Annotated in this window: 14 protein-coding genes; 4 read left to right on the top strand and 10 right to left on the bottom strand. The window is 38.5% G+C overall.

From position 1 onward, the window contains the following. Positions 1-37: 37 nt before the first annotated feature. From ACN6OV_RS05565 to ACN6OV_RS05540, 6 genes are all read right to left on the bottom strand, one after another. Positions 38-1,540 carry a tripartite tricarboxylate transporter permease gene (locus ACN6OV_RS05565; protein ID WP_427950523.1) on the bottom strand — a complete coding sequence of 501 codons (1,503 nt, stop codon included), beginning with the start codon at positions 1,538-1,540 and terminating at the stop codon, positions 38-40. Between the two features lie 13 nt (positions 1,541-1,553). After that, positions 1,554-2,000, bottom strand: coding sequence for a tripartite tricarboxylate transporter TctB family protein (locus tag ACN6OV_RS05560; RefSeq protein WP_155757029.1), 447 nt, complete (start codon positions 1,998-2,000; stop codon positions 1,554-1,556). A 53-nt stretch (positions 2,001-2,053) separates the two neighbouring features. Then, positions 2,054-3,046: a Bug family tripartite tricarboxylate transporter substrate binding protein gene (locus ACN6OV_RS05555; RefSeq protein WP_427950521.1), complete on the bottom strand. Its 993-nt coding sequence runs from the start codon at positions 3,044-3,046 to the stop codon at positions 2,054-2,056. A gap of 96 nt (positions 3,047-3,142) precedes the next feature. Beyond that, positions 3,143-4,288, bottom strand: coding sequence for a tricarballylate utilization 4Fe-4S protein TcuB (gene tcuB / locus ACN6OV_RS05550; RefSeq protein ID WP_427950518.1), 1,146 nt, complete (start codon positions 4,286-4,288; stop codon positions 3,143-3,145). Beyond that, a complete protein-coding gene (tcuA, locus tag ACN6OV_RS05545) occupies positions 4,285-5,685 on the bottom strand; it encodes an FAD-dependent tricarballylate dehydrogenase TcuA (RefSeq protein ID WP_427950516.1) in 1,401 nt (466 codons plus the stop codon). Before tcuA ends, tcuB begins: the two co-directional genes overlap by 4 nt. A 99-nt stretch (positions 5,686-5,784) precedes the next feature. Beyond that, entirely contained in the window at positions 5,785-6,717 is a 933-nt protein-coding gene (locus tag ACN6OV_RS05540; RefSeq protein WP_427950514.1) for a LysR family transcriptional regulator, read from the bottom strand. A 513-nt stretch (positions 6,718-7,230) separates the two neighbouring features. Here ACN6OV_RS05540 and ACN6OV_RS05535 point away from each other — a divergent pair. The 4 genes from ACN6OV_RS05535 to ACN6OV_RS05520 are packed head-to-tail and all read left to right on the top strand — an operon-like array spanning position 7,231 to position 15,000. Beyond that, a complete protein-coding gene (locus tag ACN6OV_RS05535; RefSeq protein WP_100328895.1) occupies positions 7,231-10,002 on the top strand; it encodes a DEAD/DEAH box helicase family protein in 2,772 nt (923 codons plus the stop codon). Continuing rightward, entirely contained in the window at positions 10,002-11,639 is a 1,638-nt protein-coding gene (locus tag ACN6OV_RS05530) for a restriction endonuclease subunit S (protein WP_100328896.1), read from the top strand. Before ACN6OV_RS05535 ends, ACN6OV_RS05530 begins: the two co-directional genes overlap by 1 nt. Further along, on the top strand, positions 11,636-13,519 hold the full coding sequence (locus tag ACN6OV_RS05525; protein WP_100328897.1) for a GmrSD restriction endonuclease domain-containing protein: 1,884 nt from the start codon (positions 11,636-11,638) through the stop codon (positions 13,517-13,519). Before ACN6OV_RS05530 ends, ACN6OV_RS05525 begins: the two co-directional genes overlap by 4 nt. Then, positions 13,516-15,000: a type I restriction-modification system subunit M gene (locus ACN6OV_RS05520; protein WP_100328898.1), complete on the top strand. Its 1,485-nt coding sequence runs from the start codon at positions 13,516-13,518 to the stop codon at positions 14,998-15,000. Before ACN6OV_RS05525 ends, ACN6OV_RS05520 begins: the two co-directional genes overlap by 4 nt. A 33-nt stretch (positions 15,001-15,033) precedes the next feature. Here the strand turns inward: ACN6OV_RS05520 and ACN6OV_RS05515 are convergent, their stop codons facing one another. The 4 genes from ACN6OV_RS05515 to ACN6OV_RS05500 form a co-directional block, all read right to left on the bottom strand. Beyond that, entirely contained in the window at positions 15,034-15,882 is an 849-nt protein-coding gene (locus ACN6OV_RS05515) for a DUF3037 domain-containing protein (protein WP_100328899.1), read from the bottom strand. After that, on the bottom strand, positions 15,879-16,778 hold the full coding sequence (locus ACN6OV_RS05510) for a hypothetical protein (RefSeq protein WP_100328900.1): 900 nt from the start codon (positions 16,776-16,778) through the stop codon (positions 15,879-15,881). The genes ACN6OV_RS05515 and ACN6OV_RS05510 overlap by 4 nt, the downstream gene beginning before the upstream one ends. Before the next feature lie 119 nt (positions 16,779-16,897). Further along, positions 16,898-17,902 carry an HNH endonuclease domain-containing protein gene (locus ACN6OV_RS05505; protein ID WP_100328901.1) on the bottom strand — a complete coding sequence of 335 codons (1,005 nt, stop codon included), beginning with the start codon at positions 17,900-17,902 and terminating at the stop codon, positions 16,898-16,900. Continuing rightward, positions 17,895-18,457 (bottom strand): class I SAM-dependent methyltransferase (locus ACN6OV_RS05500; RefSeq protein WP_427950509.1); only part of this gene is annotated, 563 nt, incomplete at its 5' end. The genes ACN6OV_RS05505 and ACN6OV_RS05500, both read right to left, overlap by 8 nt.

Below are 18,457 nucleotides of genomic sequence, written 5' to 3'. Positions count from 1 at the left end.
ACTGATGGTCAACATGCAGTTGACCATCATGTTTGGATTAGATTGATTTTTGCTTCTTAATAAACATGTATTTACGCACAATCGGCAAGATCAGCAGTAATGCAGACATCACCCAAAGTCCCATACTGATATTACTACTCCACAAGATGCTTAATTCGCCTTGAGAAATAGACAGTGCACGACGTAAATTCGATTCCATCAACTCACCAAGTACAAAACCAAGAATTAATGGAGCCAGCGGGAAGTCAAATTTTCTTAATACATAACCCGCTACACCTAAGCCCATGCATAGTAATAGGTCGAAGATATTGGAGTGAATGGCATAAACACCAACGAAGCTCACTGTCGCAATAATCGGAATAAGAATGTAGCTTGGCACACTTAACATACGGGCAAAGAAGCCAACCAATGGAAGGTTTAAGACCAGCAGAATAATGTTACCGATCATTAGAGATGCGATCAGTGCCCACACCAATGTTGGCTGTTCACTAAATAATTGTGGGCCAGGAGTAATGTTATACATCATTAACGCCCCCATCATGACCGCAGTTGTTCCTGAACCAGGTACACCTAAAGTCAGCATTGGTACAAATGAACCACATGCAGCTGCATTGTTAGCACTTTCTGGCGCTGCCAGACCACGTAAGTCCCCTTTACCGAACTGACTGTTGTCACGTGCCATTTTACGTTCAGTGGTATAGGCCATCGCACTTGCTACAGTCGCACCTGCACCTGGTAAAATTCCAGAGAAGAATCCGATCAGAGAGCCACGAATGATGGTAGCCAATGCGCTCAAGAATTCTTTGACGTTAAATAATGAGCGTTTGCCTTGTTTCAGCACAACTTTGCCAATGGTAGTGCGTTCTAGCAGTAATAAAATTTCGCTCACACTAAATAAGCCGATCACCAAAGTAGTAAAGGCGATACCATCACTCAGGCCAACACTATCAAAAGTAAAGCGATATACACCGGTAATGGCATCCATCCCAACAGTCGATAGCGCTAAGCCCAGCAGTGCCATGATCAGGGTTTTAAATGGCTGCGTACTTACCAGACCGGTTAAGCAGACAATGGCAAATACCATCAATGCAAAGTATTCTGCTGGTCCAAAAGCAATCGCCCATTTCGCCAGTAATGGTGCAAACAATACGATTCCAATAAAAGCAATCGTACTCCCGATAAACGAACTGACTGATGACAGCGATAGTGCAATGCCTGCTTTACCTTGCTGTGCTAGCGGATAGCCATCCAGCGTGGTCATAATCGCGCCCGCATCACCCGGTACGTTGAGTAGAATTGCAGAAATACGGCCACCATATTCACAACCTAAATAAACTGCTGCCAAGAGAATTAAAGCACTGTCTACAGGTAAGCCGAGCGCATAAGCAAACGGTAACAGGATGGCTACACCATTGATTGGTCCTAAGCCTGGTAATAGACCGACAATCGTACCAATAAATGCACCGATAAAAGCAATGAGAAGATTTTGTGGTTGTAAGGCAACTTCAAATCCCATCATTAAAAAATTTAATATATCCATATCGTTGTCATCCTTAACCGAAGAATCCGAGTGGTAACGGCACATCTAGTACACGGTCAAACAGGTAGTAGGTACACGTACTGAGCACCAGACCTGTGATCGCCACTGGAATGGTTTTGCCATTGAAAAGCTTGCCCACTGCAATGGTCATGAGTAAGGTCGCAACGATAAAGCCGAACCCTTCAAAAATAACTGCATACACAGTCAAGGCCAGTACACACAGTACCAATTTGCCTAGCAAATGCTTGGTCCAGCCCAGTTCAACCGGTTCAAACATGATGGCTGGACGTACGGTCAGATAGACTGCACTTGCTGTAATTAAGCCCATGAGTAAAATTGGAAAGGCTTTGGGTCCTACTGGATCGTAGGAAATTGGAGCTTCAAAACTGCAAGCATAGATCAGTAAAAATAATCCACAGACCGCAATGATGCCCGTAAGAATACGTTCAGATTTCATCATCTACCCTCAAAACAAAAACTGAGCTGAAAATGATTTTCAACTCAGTCCTTTTGTTATTTTGACAATTTATATTCTTCAGATAACTGACGCATTTCCGCAGTCTGCTTATAGACATATGCAGTCAGTTCTTCACCGGTCAACTCGAATGGAAGCAGATCCTGATTTTCACGTACTGCATCGAACTTCTGGTTAGCCATCATTTGATCAAAAGCATTTTTCCACCAGTTAAAGGCTTCATCACTGACTTTTGGACCCATATAGAAGCCACGGATTACAGGCCATTCCAGATCATAGCCCTGCTCTTTTGCAGTTGGTAGCTGAGAGAATTTACCTTCTAAACGTTTGTCAGAGAAAACAGCCAGAATTCGGATATTTCCTGCTTCGAGGTGAGAGCCGACTTCACTGATATTCCCCACACCCACCTGAATATGTTGACCAAGCAGCGAAGTCAGGACTTCACCACCACCTTCAAGTGCCACAAAGCTCATATCAGCAGGGTTCACACCAGCTTTCTTCGCCAGAATGGCAGTTTGCATCCAGTCCTGGCCGCCTACACTACCTGCCCCCCCAAAGCTGATTGCTTTTGGATTTTTTTGCAGGGCTTTCATTAAGTCGTCCAGCGTTTTTAATGGTGAATCTTTATGTACAGAAACCAGACCATAATCTACGGCCACACCAGACAGCCATTTCACATCTTTTTCAGTAAAATTACCGAATTTCCCTTGTGCCAGGTTCAAAAGTGAACCAGTAGAAAATGCAATCACCGCGTTATTATTTGCCGGATCGTTATTCACAATCTTGTTATACGCGACTGCTCCGACACCGCCCGGCATATAAGTCACACGCATCGGGTCTTTTAGGGTTTCAGTCTGTTTAAAACCTGACTGAATAAGCTTACAGGTCATGTCAAATCCCCCACCCGGTTTAGCTGGTGCGATACATTCAGGGCGTTTTGGCTGACCAGGATCTTTAGATGCATTTCCTGTACCACAACCGACCAATACAGCGCCTGTACAAGCCAATGCTACCCATTTCAATTTTTTCATAGCAAACTATCCTTATTGCTGAATTATTTGTTGACGTATGTCCATTTTTACCTGATGCCAACCTAGACCAGAGAGGTCATCAGTTGGCTTGGGTATTTACTTTGCTTTTGCTCGATGCTTGGCAATGCGCTCTTCTACTGCAAATTTCAATAAGGCCGCACTGCGATAGAATCCATGCGCAAACTTGCCGAAAGGAATCGTTAAGAAGAAAGTCATTACAGTTGCAAGATGGATAATTAATAAGAGCGCCATTGCTGAGGTATCACGAAGAGCCATCAGAGCTAAACCGGTGATACTGATCAGTAACAATAGGAAGATAAAACCACGATCCATCGGTTTTTGATTGGCATCGCCATGTAAGGGATGACGCTTAATATTTAAGTAAAGCAAACCAATCGGACCAATAACCAAGCCGATACCGCCCAGAGTTCCGAAAATTACAGGTAAACTGGTATAAGCATATGGTGCTTGCCAGCCAAAGGCGTAGTGATAGAACGTTGCCACACTAGTTGCTAAAAAGCACAATAAAAAACCATACATAGTAAAATGATGAAATACACGACGGATTTGTGTATAACGATCATCTTCTTCATTGCACCCTTTTCCATGCCCTCCATCTAAATATTTTAGTGTCAGTACATTTTTAGAGGCTTGTAAAATATCAGGTTGAGCCACTCCTTCTGGAATAATATTTGATGTCTGATTCCAAAATTTCGCTACACCTAGTCCCAATAAGATAATGGCAGTAATAAATACTGAACCGAATAAAATAGCTAAAAAGTTATGAGGAAAAATCGCATAGAAATCCCCTTGATACTGTCCAAAGATATCTGTTCCATTCATCCATACTCCAGCAAGCATGAGTAAGAAAAAAACAGCAGACATTCCTGAAACTAAGGCAATTCCTGTCTTCTTATAAATTGCTCCAAAAGATGCAGGTACAGCAAATTGCTGATAGGTTTCTAAACGAACTTGTGCCATTGCTTGTGGTATGTTTACACCAAACTCATGAGGCGGCGCATACTGACACGCATGCAGACAAGCACCACAGTTATGACAAAGGTTCGCCATGTAATGAATATCGGCTTGAGTAAACTCAAGACGTTTAGTCATAGCAGGAAAAACAGCGCAGAAAGTTTCACAATAACGACATGCATTACAAATTTGTAAGGCGCGTTTTACTTCTGCTTCATTGTCACTTAATTGCACTACAGGAATAAATTTCTTCGGTTCTGCGTTCACGCCCATTCTCCTTGTGCAAGTGCAGCTTTGGCAGCATTTCTACCTGCAATACGACCAAATGTTGTTCCAATCGACAGCCCGACACCTGCTGTATAACCTTGACCCAATACATTTCCAGCCATCATTTCTCCTGCCACAAATAAATTAGGGCTGGCTTTCCCATCGAAGCGCACAGCGGCATCATCTTCAACTTTTAAGCCGAGATAGGTAAAGGTAATGCCGGGCTTTAAGGCATAGGCATAGAACGGTGGCTGATCTAAAGGAACTGCCCAATGGGTTTTAGCTGGACTTAAATTTTCAGTATGACAATCATCTAACACCGTATGGTTAAACTCACCCTTAACACAGGCCTTGTTATAGTTATCAACGGTTTGAATGAGCTGTTGTTCATCTAAATTTAATTTTTGTGCCAATTGCTTTATTGAATGAGCGATAGTTCCTTCAAATACTGGCGGCATGAAACGCCCCACAGATTTGGAATCAATAATAGAATAGGCAATTTGTCCAGGTTGCTTGGCTACAAGACGTCCCCAAATCGCATAACGTTTTGGCCAGAAGTCCTCGCCTTCGTCATAAAAACGTTCTGCATTTTTATTGACTACAATCCCTAAGGACACGCAGTCAATACGGGTACAAATCCCACCATCATATAAAGGTGCACGTGCATCGACAGCAACACAGTGTGATTGTGAAGGATCACCAATAATATCTACACCACGATCGATCATTAACTTCAGCAAGTTACCTTGGTTAAAGCGCGTACCACGAATAATGAAGTTATCTGCTGGCCATTCACCATTTTCATTTTGGCCCCATGCTTCTTTGAGCCACTCGCGGTTTGACTCAAAACCACCTGCAGCCAAGACACAAGATGTCCCTTCAAAACGCGTACCATCTTCAGCGATCGCGGCTTTAAAGATGCCATTTTCAATGTCTAAATCTACGATCTTGGTGTTATAGCGAATTTCAACACCCATGTTTTGAGCACTACGGAAATACGCATTGACTAGGGCTTTACCACCGCCCATAAAGAAGGCATTAGTTCGTGCAACATGCAATGCTCCAGACAAGGGAGGTTGGAAATTTACGCCATGTTTACGCATCCAATCGCGACATGTTGCCGTGCTACGAATCACCAAACGTGCCAAATGTTCATTGGTCTTACCCGCAGTGACTTTAAGCAAATCCTGCCAATACTCTTCCTCAGGATATGCATCCACTAAAACATCTTGTGGTGCGTCATGCATACAACGTAAGTTACGAGTGTGTTGCGAGTTTCCCCCACGCCATTCTTTGGGTGCAGCTTCCAATAGTAGAACAGATGCACCTTCCTCTCTCGCTGTCAGTGCAGCACACAAAGCGGCATTCCCACCGCCTATCACAATTACATCATGCATTCGATGTCTTCCCTCTCGAATTTGATGTAATTAAAGACTAAAACGATGAAGAGCCGTGATAGGCAGAATTTAAACAGGTGTTTAATAAAATTAAATAGGCTAAAAATCTAATAACTCTGCACTTGGCCATAGTCCATTATGAATTAAATGCTTAACAGTACTTTTAATTGCAACTTTGGTCGCTAAACTTGCTGGTGAAAGCTCGTCTTCGGCATGGCTGATTAAATAATTAATACGTTCAAGTTTTGGCTCTACGACTTGTAATAAACACATGTCAGTTTTTAAGTAGTCAAAATGTGCACTGACGGGTTGAATGGTTGCCATATTTAACTGACTAACACAGTTCATGAGTAAATGCAGACCATCGACTTCATGATTGACATCTAATAATTCCACTTTTTGATCTAAGAACTTACGTAAACCGTGTCGCTGGCTTGGCAATACGAGGGGTAATCGATTGACTTGGTCTAAATCAATTTGTCCCTCTTGAATACAATGCTCAAATCCATATTCCTGTAGTAAAGACCGGTTTGCCATTAAAAACATTTGTTCTTTTAATAACGGTTGAACAGCCCAATTGACATCGACATCTTGGGTAAAAATAATGGCGATATCGAGCTGTCTTGAGTTCACAAGATTGGTGAGATTACCTGAGAGACTTTCAACCAGATGAATTTTAATATCGGGATAGCGCTCTGACATCAATTGCATAAACGGTATACCCAAAACCGAAGCAATACTAGGTGAAAAACCCACGCTGACATGACCAGTTAAACGTGATGAATGCGCTGCTTCAACTGCATATTGTGCATGTCGAAGCACCAATTGGGCCTGTTTAAAAAATGCCAAACCTGAAGGTGTAGGTGTAACCCCTGTGGATGTTCTCTGCAATAAACGTGTCGATAATTCATCTTCGAGTTTAGCAATTTGCTGACTTAGGGCAGAAGTTCCAACATCAAGTTTTTGAGAGGCCTTCCCTAAACTTCCTGACTCAATAATTGAGACAAAATATTTTAACTGCTTTAACTCCATCTATTACCTCATTTACTTGCAGCAGCCATTCCTTAGTTTGTATATAAAAACACTAAAACCATGATAAATATATAAATATTTTCTAAGTAATCTTGTAAATGATCACCAAAGGATCCGAATTAAAGGCCGCATATTGAAAAAATTAGCTCTATAAATGTAATGAATAATATTATATTTATAGCTTGGATAAATCTTAACTGAATTGGTTAAGATGAGAATGATTACTTATACAACTTTAGAAAAACTCTGAGATGGTGACAGAATAACTCACTCTTAATTTCCTTATAAAACAAACTCTTAAAAAATTAAAAAACTTATATTTTACCCCTTATTACCCTCCAATATATTTTCTTCATGTGCCATTTAATTCTAATTGCATAATTTATTTAACTAAAAGGTGTCTACAAAATCGGTGGCTATTCACTTGCTTTGCACCATTTCGGACAATATCGGACAAAAAATATGATAACTTATTCACGATAATTTTTAATAATTTTAGAGGGATAGACATCAATGACTTTGAACCAAACACCAGAGCAAATTGCTAGGGACAACATTGATGCTCAACTTAAAGAAGCCGGTTGGGAAATACAAAATTTAGATACAATGAATTTTTCTGCAGGACTAGGCATTGCGATCAGAGAATATCCTACTTCTACTGGACCAGTTGACTATGCCCTCTTTGTCGATAATGAACCTGTTGGTGTAATTGAGGCAAAGCCTGAAGAATGGGGAGATAAAATCACGACTGTCGAAGAACAATCTTCTCGATATGCCAATTCAACACTTAAATATATTAATAATGACTATCCTTTAAGATTTGTATTTGAAAGTACTGGCGTTATTACTCGTTTTACAGATTTTAAAGATCCTAAACCGAAATCTCGTCGTATCTTTAGTTTTTTCCAACCAGAAACTATCTTAAAGCTTTCACAGGAATCAAAATCATTTCGTGGGCGTTTGCACGACTTACCTGAATTAGACCATACAGGTCTGCGTGATTGTCAGATTACTGCTGTTACAAATCTAGAGGCTTCTTTTAAGCTAGATAAACCACGTGCATTAGTTCAAATGGCTACAGGCTCTGGTAAAACATTTACTGCAATCACCTCTTCTTATCGTCTATTAAAACATGCCAAACCAAAAAGAATTCTATTTCTTGTTGATACTAAAAATTTAGGTGAACAGGCTGAACAAGAGTTCATGACCTATATCCCTCAAGATGATCATAGAAAATTCACAGAGCTATATACTGTAAGCAGATTAAGAAGCAGTTATGTTCCAACTGATGCTGAGGTTTATATCAGTACGATTCAGCGCATGTATTCGATTCTTAAAGATGAACCATTGGATGAGTCTGAGGAAGAAGAAAGCCTTGCTGAACAGATGACACAACCTAAAGAACCATTGCCTGTTGTCTACAATAAAAAAATTCCACCTGAGTTTTTTGACGTCATTATCATCGATGAATGTCACCGCTCTATTTATAATTTATGGCGTCAAGTGCTCGACTACTTTGATGCCTATTTAGTGGGTTTAACTGCAACGCCTGACAACCGTACTTATGGTTTTTTTAATGCCAATGTAGTCAGTGAATATGATCATGAGAAGGCTGTTGCAGATGGTGTAAACGTTGGTAACGATACCTTTATTATTCGGACTAAGACGACACAAGAAGGTGTCAAAGTTGAGGCTGAACGTTTGATCCAACTACGTGAAAGAAAAACACGTAAAACTAAATGGCAAACAACCGATGAAGATACTGAATATTCGAAAAAGCAATTAGATAAGGATATTGTCTTACCCGATCAGATTCGTAAAGTTGTACAAACCTACAAAAACAATTTACCAAACATTTTCCCTGGGCGAGCTGAAGTGCCTAAAACACTCATCTTTGCTAAAACGGATAGTCATGCTGATGACATCATTCAAATCGTTCGGGATGAGTTTGGTGAGGGCAATGACTTCTGTAAGAAGATCACTTATAAAATTGATGAAGATCCTAAAACAGTTTTAGCGCAATTCCGTAATAACTTTTATCCACGTATTGCAGTAACAGTAGATATGATCGCAACAGGTACAGATATTCGACCACTTGAATGTCTACTCTTCATGCGTGATGTGAAAAGTAAGAACTATTTTGAGCAAATGAAAGGTCGTGGTACACGTACCTTAGATGAAGAAAATCTGAAAAAAGTAACCCCTTCTGCTAAAGGTGCTAAGAGCCGTTATGTAATTGTAGATGCAATAGGTGTAACTGAGTCTTTAAAAACAGCTAGCCAACCATTGGATTCTAAGCCGACTGTACCGTTAAAGGATCTTGCACGAGGTTTAACTTTAGGGGCACATGACCCAGATACTGTTGTCTCTTTTGCCAACCGACTTTCTCGAATGGAACGTCAATTAGATGACTATCAGCTTGAGCTTTTTGAGAAGGAGTCAAAAGGTTTAAGCTTACGCTCTTTTGTCAAAAATCTATTTGATGCCGTTGATTCGGATAAGGTAAATCAAATCGCAATGGAACAGCACGGTTTAACATCTGATGAGGAAGTTACAGAAGAGCATGTTAAACCGATTCTTAAAGCGCGTGTCAAAGAAGCAGTTAAAATTCTTAATGGCAATATGATCGACTTACTTGATACCATCCGTAAGCAAACTGAGCAAGTTTATCTAGAAGATGAAATCGATGAAGTCGTCACTGCGGAATGGGCTGGTGACATTCAAACCAATAGTGAAGCCTTGAGAAAAGATTTCATTGAATACCTTCATGAAAATATTGATGAAATTTCTGCACTGAATATTTACTTCAATATTCCACAACAACGTGCTCAAGTCACTTATGCCATGATTAAAGAGTTATTGGTAAAGTTACAGCACGAGCGACCAAAACTCGCACCATTACGTGTGTGGGATGCATTTGCGTATTTGGAAAGTTACGACACAACCGCTTCTCGTCCAATCAATGACCTGACTGCCCTGATGTCTTTGTTACGTCGTGTTTGTGGTTTAGACGAAGCTTTGGTTCCTTATGATGCAACGGTACGTCAAAACTTTAAACGTTGGATTTTTAAATCCAACAATACTGAAGGTTCTAAGTTCTCTGATGTACAACTTGAGTGGTTACGAATGATGCGTGATCACATTGCAAACTCTTTCCATATTGAGCATGATGACTTCGAAATGGCACCTTTTGATAGCGAAGGTGGTTTAGGTCGTATGTATCAATTATTTGGAGATGAAATGGACGCTATTATTGAAGAAATGAATTTGGAGTTAGTAGCATAATGGCTCTTGGAATAACACCACTAGAAATCATTAAAAGTCTAAATTACCCTCTTTTGGTTAAAGCTCCCAATTGGGAAAGAGTGCCATTAGCTTCAATTGCTTCTGTTCAAAATGGTTATGCTTTTAAATCTGAATTTTTTAATAATTTCAGTCAAGGCATGCCTTTAATTCGCATTAGAGATATATTAAATCATTCAACTGAACAGTTTTACTCAGGTGAATATGAAAGTGATTTCATAGTTAAATACGAAGACATTCTAATAGGAATGGATGGAGATTTTAATATTTCTATATGGAAAGGAGATAATGGCTTATTAAATCAACGTGTATGTCGTATACAGAATATTAAATGTCACTTTTTCAATAAAGATTTTTTATTTATGTGTCTAGGCCCATATTTAGATGCTATCAATCAAGAGACATCAGCGGTTACAGTCAAACATCTTTCATCTAAAACTATTCAAGATATTTATTTACCCCTTCCCCCTCTAAATGAGCAAAAAAGAATTGTTCAAAGAGTTGAAGAATTATTTTCTGAAATTGATGATGGTGTTGAGTCACTAAAAATAGCAAAAAAACAGTTAGATGTTTATCGTCAAGCTATCCTTATTCAGGCATTTAACGGTAATCTAACGAAGCAATGGCGAACATTAAATTCACATAAACTACCTACCGAAGAATATTTCCTATCCGCAATCAATCGTGACCGTGAAGAGCGTTACGAAAAACAAGTCGCTGATTGGAATAAGGATCTTTCACACTGGGAAAAAGCAGGGAAAATAGGTAGCAAGCCCAAAAAACCAAAACCACTTCCACGCATTGAAGCAACTCAAATTAGCACTGAGGGTCTTCCTAAAGGTTGGATCAAAACCAACTTGGAATATGTATGTGACTTTATTACAAAAGGAACTACCCCTGCAAAAAATGAGCTATTTGCAAAACAAGGCGATATCCCTTTTATTAAAGTTTATAATTTAACACATAAAGGCTATTTAGATTTTTCAATCGATCCAACCTTTGTAACTAAACAAACGCATGAAGGATTTTTGAAACGTTCTAAAGTTTATCCAAATGATGTTTTAATGAATATTGTTGGTCCACCGCTTGGTAAAGTATCTATTGTTCCAGACAGCTATCCTGAATGGAATATAAATCAAGCCATAGCTATATATAGAAGTAATTTAATTGATTCAAAATACTTATCAGAATTTCTTTTAAATGAAAATACTGTTAGAGCAATGATGAGTCAATCAAAAGCCACAGCTGGACAATTCAATCTAACCTTGGAGATTTGTCGTAATTTTCCAATTCCTGTGTGTTCTAAACTTGAACAAGCTGAAATCGTAAAATCTCTTAGCGAAAATTTATCTAATGCTCAATATCTTCAAGAAACAATAGATCAACAACTTGAGCAACTAATGCTATTAAAGCAAACGGTACTTCAAAAAGCTTTCTCTGGTGAGCTTGTCCCTCAAGATCCTAACGATGAACCTGCTTCAGTTTTACTCGAACGTATTAAGGCTGAAAAAGAGGAAGAATTGGCAAAAGCAAAAGCCAATAAAACGCCGAAAAAGCCAACTAAGCGAAAAACCAAAGCTACAAAAGAAGATGAGCCTGCTCAACAGGAATTGATATGAGCACTTTTGAAACTAAACAACCTGAATTAGAAACCTTAATTCATCAAATTAAAACTGGTGAACTTCAACTACCCGACTTCCAACGTGGTTGGGTATGGGATGATGAACATATTCGCTCACTGTTAGTCAGTATTGCACGCTCCTTCCCTGTGGGTGCAGTCATGCTGTTAGAGACTGGTGGACCTGTCAACTTTAAAGTACGTGCTGTTGAAAATGTAGAATTTTCAGGTGAAACACCTTCTCCGAAATATTTGATTTTGGATGGTCAACAGCGATTGACATCTTTAACACAAGTCTTAGCTTTAAATAAACCTGTTAAAACTTTTACTGAAAAAGGTCAAGAAATTGAGCGTTATTACTATATCGATATCGAAGCTGCCCTAAATGGACAATTCGATGACGCTTTTATTTCGGTAGGTAAAGATAAAACGGTTAAAACGAATTTTGATCGCGATTTTAAACAAATCGAAAATGGTGCTGGTCAGCTTATTACTTTAGATTTCTCAACGACTGAGAAAGAATATGAAGCAATGTTTTTCCCTTGTAGCTTGATCTTTAATAGCCATTCTTGGGAAATGGGATTGCTGAAATACAATCAGGATAAATATATTCGTTTTGCTGACTTTAAAGATAAAGTCTTACAAGAATTCAAATCCTATAAAATTCCAGTGATTCAGCTCAACAAAAACACATCTAAAGATGCTGTATGCCTTGTTTTTGAAAAGGTAAATACTGGTGGTGTTCCCCTCTCTGTCTTTGAATTGGTCACTGCATCATTTGCAGCAGAAAATGATAAAGACAACAATCTACGAGAAGATTGGTACGGTGATCAAAAACAGGGTATTGAAGGACGTTATCAACGTATTGTTGAAAATCGAAAAATTCTCTCAAAACTTGAACCAACCGATTTCTTACAAGTCATTAGTCTATTAACTACTTATGACAAACGTCAAATTGACAGAAAGGCAGGCAAAACAGGGAAGTTACTTTCTGCGGTTTCAGCTAAGCGACAAGCTGTACTGACGTTGACCTTACAAGACTATAAGCAATGGGCGAATGCTGTTGAGACTGGCTTTACTGAAGTCGCAAGCTTCCTTACGAAACAATGCTTCTTCTCAGAACGCGAATTACCATACCGTGGTCAACTTATTCCTCTCGCAGCAATTATGACAAAATTAGCTGAAAGAAAAATGAATTGGCGTGAACCTAAAATTCTTCAAAAGTTAGAACAATGGTTCTGGTGTGGCGTCTTAGGTGAGCTCTATGGTGGTGCTGCTGAAACGAGAACTGCCAATGACCTAGAAGATTTCATCGCTTGGGTCGAGAATGATGAAACCATTATCAGAACGATTTTTGATGCTTCATTCCAACCTGAAAGACTTGAAACTTTAAGATCTCGTCAAAGTGCTGCTTATAAAGGTATCAACACCTTAGTACTCCGTGAAGGTGCAAAAGACTTCTTTTGGAATGAAACTATTCAGCAACTTGATTTAGATGGTAAGCCTTTGGATATTCACCATATTTTCCCTCAACAATGGTGTAAGGAAAAAGGTATAAAACCAGCGGTATATGATTCGATTATTAACAAAACCCCTCTATCAGCCTCTACAAATAGAGCGATTGGAGGTAAAGCACCATCTATTTATTTAAGTCGATTACAGAATTTTAATACGACTCAATACTCTGATGAACAAATGGATTCAATTCTAGAAGGTCATCTCATACCAACCGATGAGATCCGTAGTGATGATTTTGAATCTTTCATGCAATTACGAGCTGAACATCTTATCAATCTCATTTATCGAACTATGGGTAAAGCCTTAAGATCTAATCAATTTACTAACCAATCTACACAAGATAAGGCAGAGGCAACTTCATGAATGCATCATCTATAGTTTCAAAAGTATGGAGCTTTTGTACCACCCTTCGTGATGATGGTGTTGGTTATGGAGATTACCTCGAACAGATTACTTATCTCATTTTCTTAAAAATGGCGGATGAGTATTCCAAACCACCTTATCGTCGTAATGTCGGCATTCCTGAAAAATACAAATGGGATACGCTTTTAAATACAAAAGGTGCTGAGTTAGAGCTTCATTACATTAGTCTTTTGCGAGATCTTGCTAAAGAAAAAGGTATGTTGGGTCAAATTTTCACTAAGGCTCAAAATAAGATCCAAGATCCTGCAAAATTGTCACGTCTTATTGAGATGATCAACGATACCCAATGGGTTACTCTGAATACAGATGTGAAAGGTGATATTTACGAAGGTCTTTTAGAAAAAAATGCCGAAGATACTAAATCTGGTGCAGGTCAGTACTTCACTCCACGTTCTTTAATTAAAACGATTGTTGAATGTGTCCGCCCAGAGCCTAATAAAACAATTGCTGATCCAGCTTGTGGTACTGGTGGATTCTTCCTCTCAGCGTATGAGTTTTTAACAAAAAACCCTGATGCTCCTTTAGATAAAGATGCAAAAGCATTTTTAAAGAATAGTGCGTTCCATGGTAATGAGATTGTCGCAAATACTCGTCGCATGTGCCTGATGAACATGTTCTTGCACAACATTGGTGAAATTGACAAAGATAGTCTTATTTCACCAAATGATGCGTTGATTGCACCTAGTCCAATTACTGTGGACTATGTATTGGCAAACCCTCCATTTGGTAAGAAAAGCTCAATGAGTTTTACCAATGAAGATGGCGAACAGGAAAAAGAAGATTTGACGTATAACCGTCAGGACTTTTGGGCAACCACATCAAACAAACAACTTAACTTCCTACAGCATATTTGTTCAATGTTAAAAACAACTGGACAGGCTGCTGTTGTTGTTCCAGATAATGTTTTGTTTGAAGGTGGAGCTGGTGAAACGATCCGTAAAGAGTTAATGTCCAAAACTGAATTACATACTATTCTTCGTTTACCTACAGGTATTTTTTATGCCAATGGTGTAAAAGCAAATGTGCTTTTCTTTGATAATAAACCTGCTAGCAAAGATCCATGGACTAAAGAAGTTTGGTACTACGATTACAGAACGAATGTACACCACACTTTAAAGAAAAAACCAATGCGTTTTGAAGATCTACAAGACTTCATCAAATGCTATAACCCTTTAAATCGTTTTGAGCGTTCTGAAACTTGGCATGCTGAGAACAATCCCGAGGGTCGTTGGAAAAAGTTTAACTATGCTGAATTAGTCAAACGAGATAAAACGAGTCTTGACGTCTTCTGGCTTAAAGACAAGAGCCTGACAGATTTAGATAATCTTCCTGATCCAGACATTTTGGCTAATGAAATTATCGAAAATATCGAGTCAGCTCTAGAAAATTTCCGTAGCGTTCTAACGAAACTAGAAAACTAATAAAAAAGGCTCCCTAGATGGGAGCCCTTTTTATCATGCTGCTTTTGAAGCCCAATGCTTAATTTTATCTAACAATATTAACTCAGATGTTTCACATTCTATTTTGATGCCTTGTTGCTCTTGCTTTCGATTTAGGCTCTCGATTAGGCTATCTATTTTCTCTGCTTTATCACTATCTAGCTTATCTAACTCATCATCTGTTGGACTTAAAATAAAGAACGTCGGTTCTCTATTATTCAAGATTGCAGCCGTTTTCAAGTCATTAACATTCATTAAATAATTACTACTTATTCTATCCAAATTGGGTGTTACTGCTGAAACAATTCCTCCGTAACCTTTTGATCCTTGCAATGGAACTAGAAGACTATCATTATTGAAAGCAATATATTTTTGATTAGGAATGACTCCTGATAACAAAGGATCTCCCTTCACTTTATCTTTAAATTTCTTAGTAATTCGATTGATAAGCGCATCGCTTTGCACTGTCTTAAACTCTGACCTTACAGCTTTTTTACTACATTCTCTAGCAAGGGTAATAACGCGCTTATAAAGTCTATCTAGTATTTCTTCTTCCGAATTACCTTTTGCTATTCCCTTATCAATCCATTTAATTTGTTCGGAAAAATTCCTACAGTTATTTTCCAAAGCTGGTAATGAAAGCTCAATAATGTCCTGAACATGCTGAATAACAGAGTTATCAAAAAGGCATGATAATCTCTCGAACTGATCCAACATCTTAAAGTTTATACTTCCATTGACTTCAAGTGCCACGCCAATATTTAATAGTTCTTCAGTAGCAATATCAGGGCTCCACTGAATCAAAGACCATTCACCACGTACGATTTTAGAATTTTGTGTTTTAATCACATGTAGTTTACTCATGGTGCTACTGCTCCCAAACTACTATTGAAATAAGAAGATAATCCCTTAAACCTTGCAACACTTGCTTGCAGGCGATCTTTAAAATATTGCACTAAAATAGAAATAACTACTTTTGTAGTAGGTACATTTGGAATCAAATTTTTAAAGACCTCTTCAATATCAGTAGATATTTCATCAAAACATAGCGTATCAAACACCCTTACATAATTACCTGATGCATCAATAATTGGCTTCCATGCGATTGTAGATGGACTTCCAGCATGCTGATTTATAAAAAATTCTTCTAACCAATTATTAAAGTGATGAGCATTTACTAAACCACAATTTACCCAATCAACTCCACCAAAAATCAGACCATGATCAATAATAGCCAAATTATTTTTATTCAAGAAAATAATATTACCTGGATTTCTATCACGATTACCTATGCAGTCATCAAATGCAATTAATTTTTCAAAGTCATCCCATTGTATTAAAGCATCAAAATACTTTTCGAATTCATCAGCTGTACCAGTAGTAAATGGTGGTGAGAAATATAGCTTTTTCATATTGTTACTACCGATACTTCTACAAGCCCACGCATAATAAAACCCATATTGATGAGCAAATTTATCTGCCGGGTCTGCAGGAATATCATCCACAGATATTTTTATAAGGGCAACTCTTGGAGATTGCTTCAAAGAGGCCTTATTAGCCATCAAGTACCCAAAACTTTCGTTTATGATTTCACGATTCCGACTTGAAATTGGAAAAATTTTAATGAAAGTATCAGCCTCCTCCCCATCAGGCCAGCGAACCGTCGCTAGTCTTGTACTTGCCGAACATCCTCCGCTCGTATTACTCACAAGCTTAAGTGTTTCTAAGTACCCCTCTTCTTCAATAATTTCTATAGTCATATTTATAAATCATAAGTCATATATATATATTCACACACTTTATCAAAAAGAATAGATCAACTCTATATGAACATAAAAAGCCCAAGACAAATATTAAAAATATCTTATTAAATAAACACTTAATTCCAAAAAGTATAACTATTTTCTCTTGCCTGAGCATAAGCCCATTCCGCCACCTTATGCGAACGTTCTTTATCCGTTAGAAACCCCAACACAGAAATTCGATCCACAATAATCAAATCTTGATCTTCATTTCGATCTTTCCACTTATGCAAAAACTCATCAGATGCGAGTAGATTACTTTTCTTAGAATTACAGGTTAAATCAGCCAAAACAAAGTTATGCCCTGTGTCCGATGGATACATAGACCATGGAATGAAATGATCGACTGCATAATTACCCTTTTTCATTGGTTTATTACAGTAGAAGCATTTGCAGTCTTGTAGCTCGACTAAGACATTCGCTACAGCATTTAACTGATTTCGACTCGGCTCAAACATGAATTGTTCAAGATTTGGAAGCTTATTTAAAATAGGTGCATTAGTGCTGTTCTTACGAATGTAATCAATCCAACGTTTCTGACAAAGCTCTTCAATAATCTCGCTGAATTGGCGTAAGCAATACATGACTTGAGGCAAAAGAATGAGTTGCTTTCCACACTGATTAAGCTGATATAAAAACTCAAAATTTTGACCATTGATGTTTTGCAAATAACACACTGGCATGTCTTTGACCGTTCTTGCCACATCCTTTACTAGCTTCAACCACACTAGTGAATCTCGCCTTAGAAGCCCAAGAGATGAGTAGCTCTGCCGAAGTTTAATAATGCGATTCACAATAGCGGCTTGCTTACCATTGTTCTGATTTAAGATCAGTTGCCCTTCATCATTAAAGGTATATGGCACAGCCTGCTTCCAATACAGCTCAACAAACTTCTCCGCAATATCTATATACTCAAGTGTCAGACCGGTGCCTGTATCTTCACCTTTTTCAATCGCCAATCGACTCAGGCTAATCAGCAATGCAAATTTATAGGTACTGCTAAAACTACCCGACTGCAAAATCAGCTGAATATTTTTTAGGAATTTAAGCTGTTCCTGCGCCGTAGGAATAAAGTCAGACATGTTTTTTCCAAAGTAGATTGAGCCATTTTTCTTGTCGTTCAGGTCGCTGATCTATTGTGACCCACTGTTTGATCTGTTGAACATGATTAAACTGTTTTCGCAAAGCCTCTGCTTGTTCTTCATTCAAATCTGTAAACTGCCGACCATCCTTTTCTCGATCACTATCCCCATATTTGAAAGACATATAAAGCACACCATTTGGCTTGAGCGCACTCAGCAGTTTTCCAATCACCTCTTTTAAACGAGTACGCTCACAATGCAACAACGATGCGCAGGCCCAAATTCCATCATAAGTTTCATAGTCATCAACCTCATAAAAGCTCTTCCACTTAATAGGAATACCTGTAAGTAGAGATGCTTTTTTAACGAGTTCTTCGGAATAGTCTATTGCATCGACCTGATAGCCTTTATTTTTAAAAGCCAGAGTATCTCGTCCTGAGCCACAGCCAACGTCAAGAATCTTGGCACCTTCCTGCAGCTCAGCTAAAAATGGCTGATATAGGCTTTCCATATCAACTTCAAACGTTGAAGCTGTAAATTCTTCTGCATGCTTAT

The organism is Acinetobacter sp., from assembly GCF_050285345.1.
Lineage (GTDB): Bacteria > Pseudomonadota > Gammaproteobacteria > Pseudomonadales > Moraxellaceae > Acinetobacter.
The sequence above is the reverse complement of the archived record's forward strand: the minus strand, read 5'-3'. Positions and strand labels throughout refer to the sequence as shown.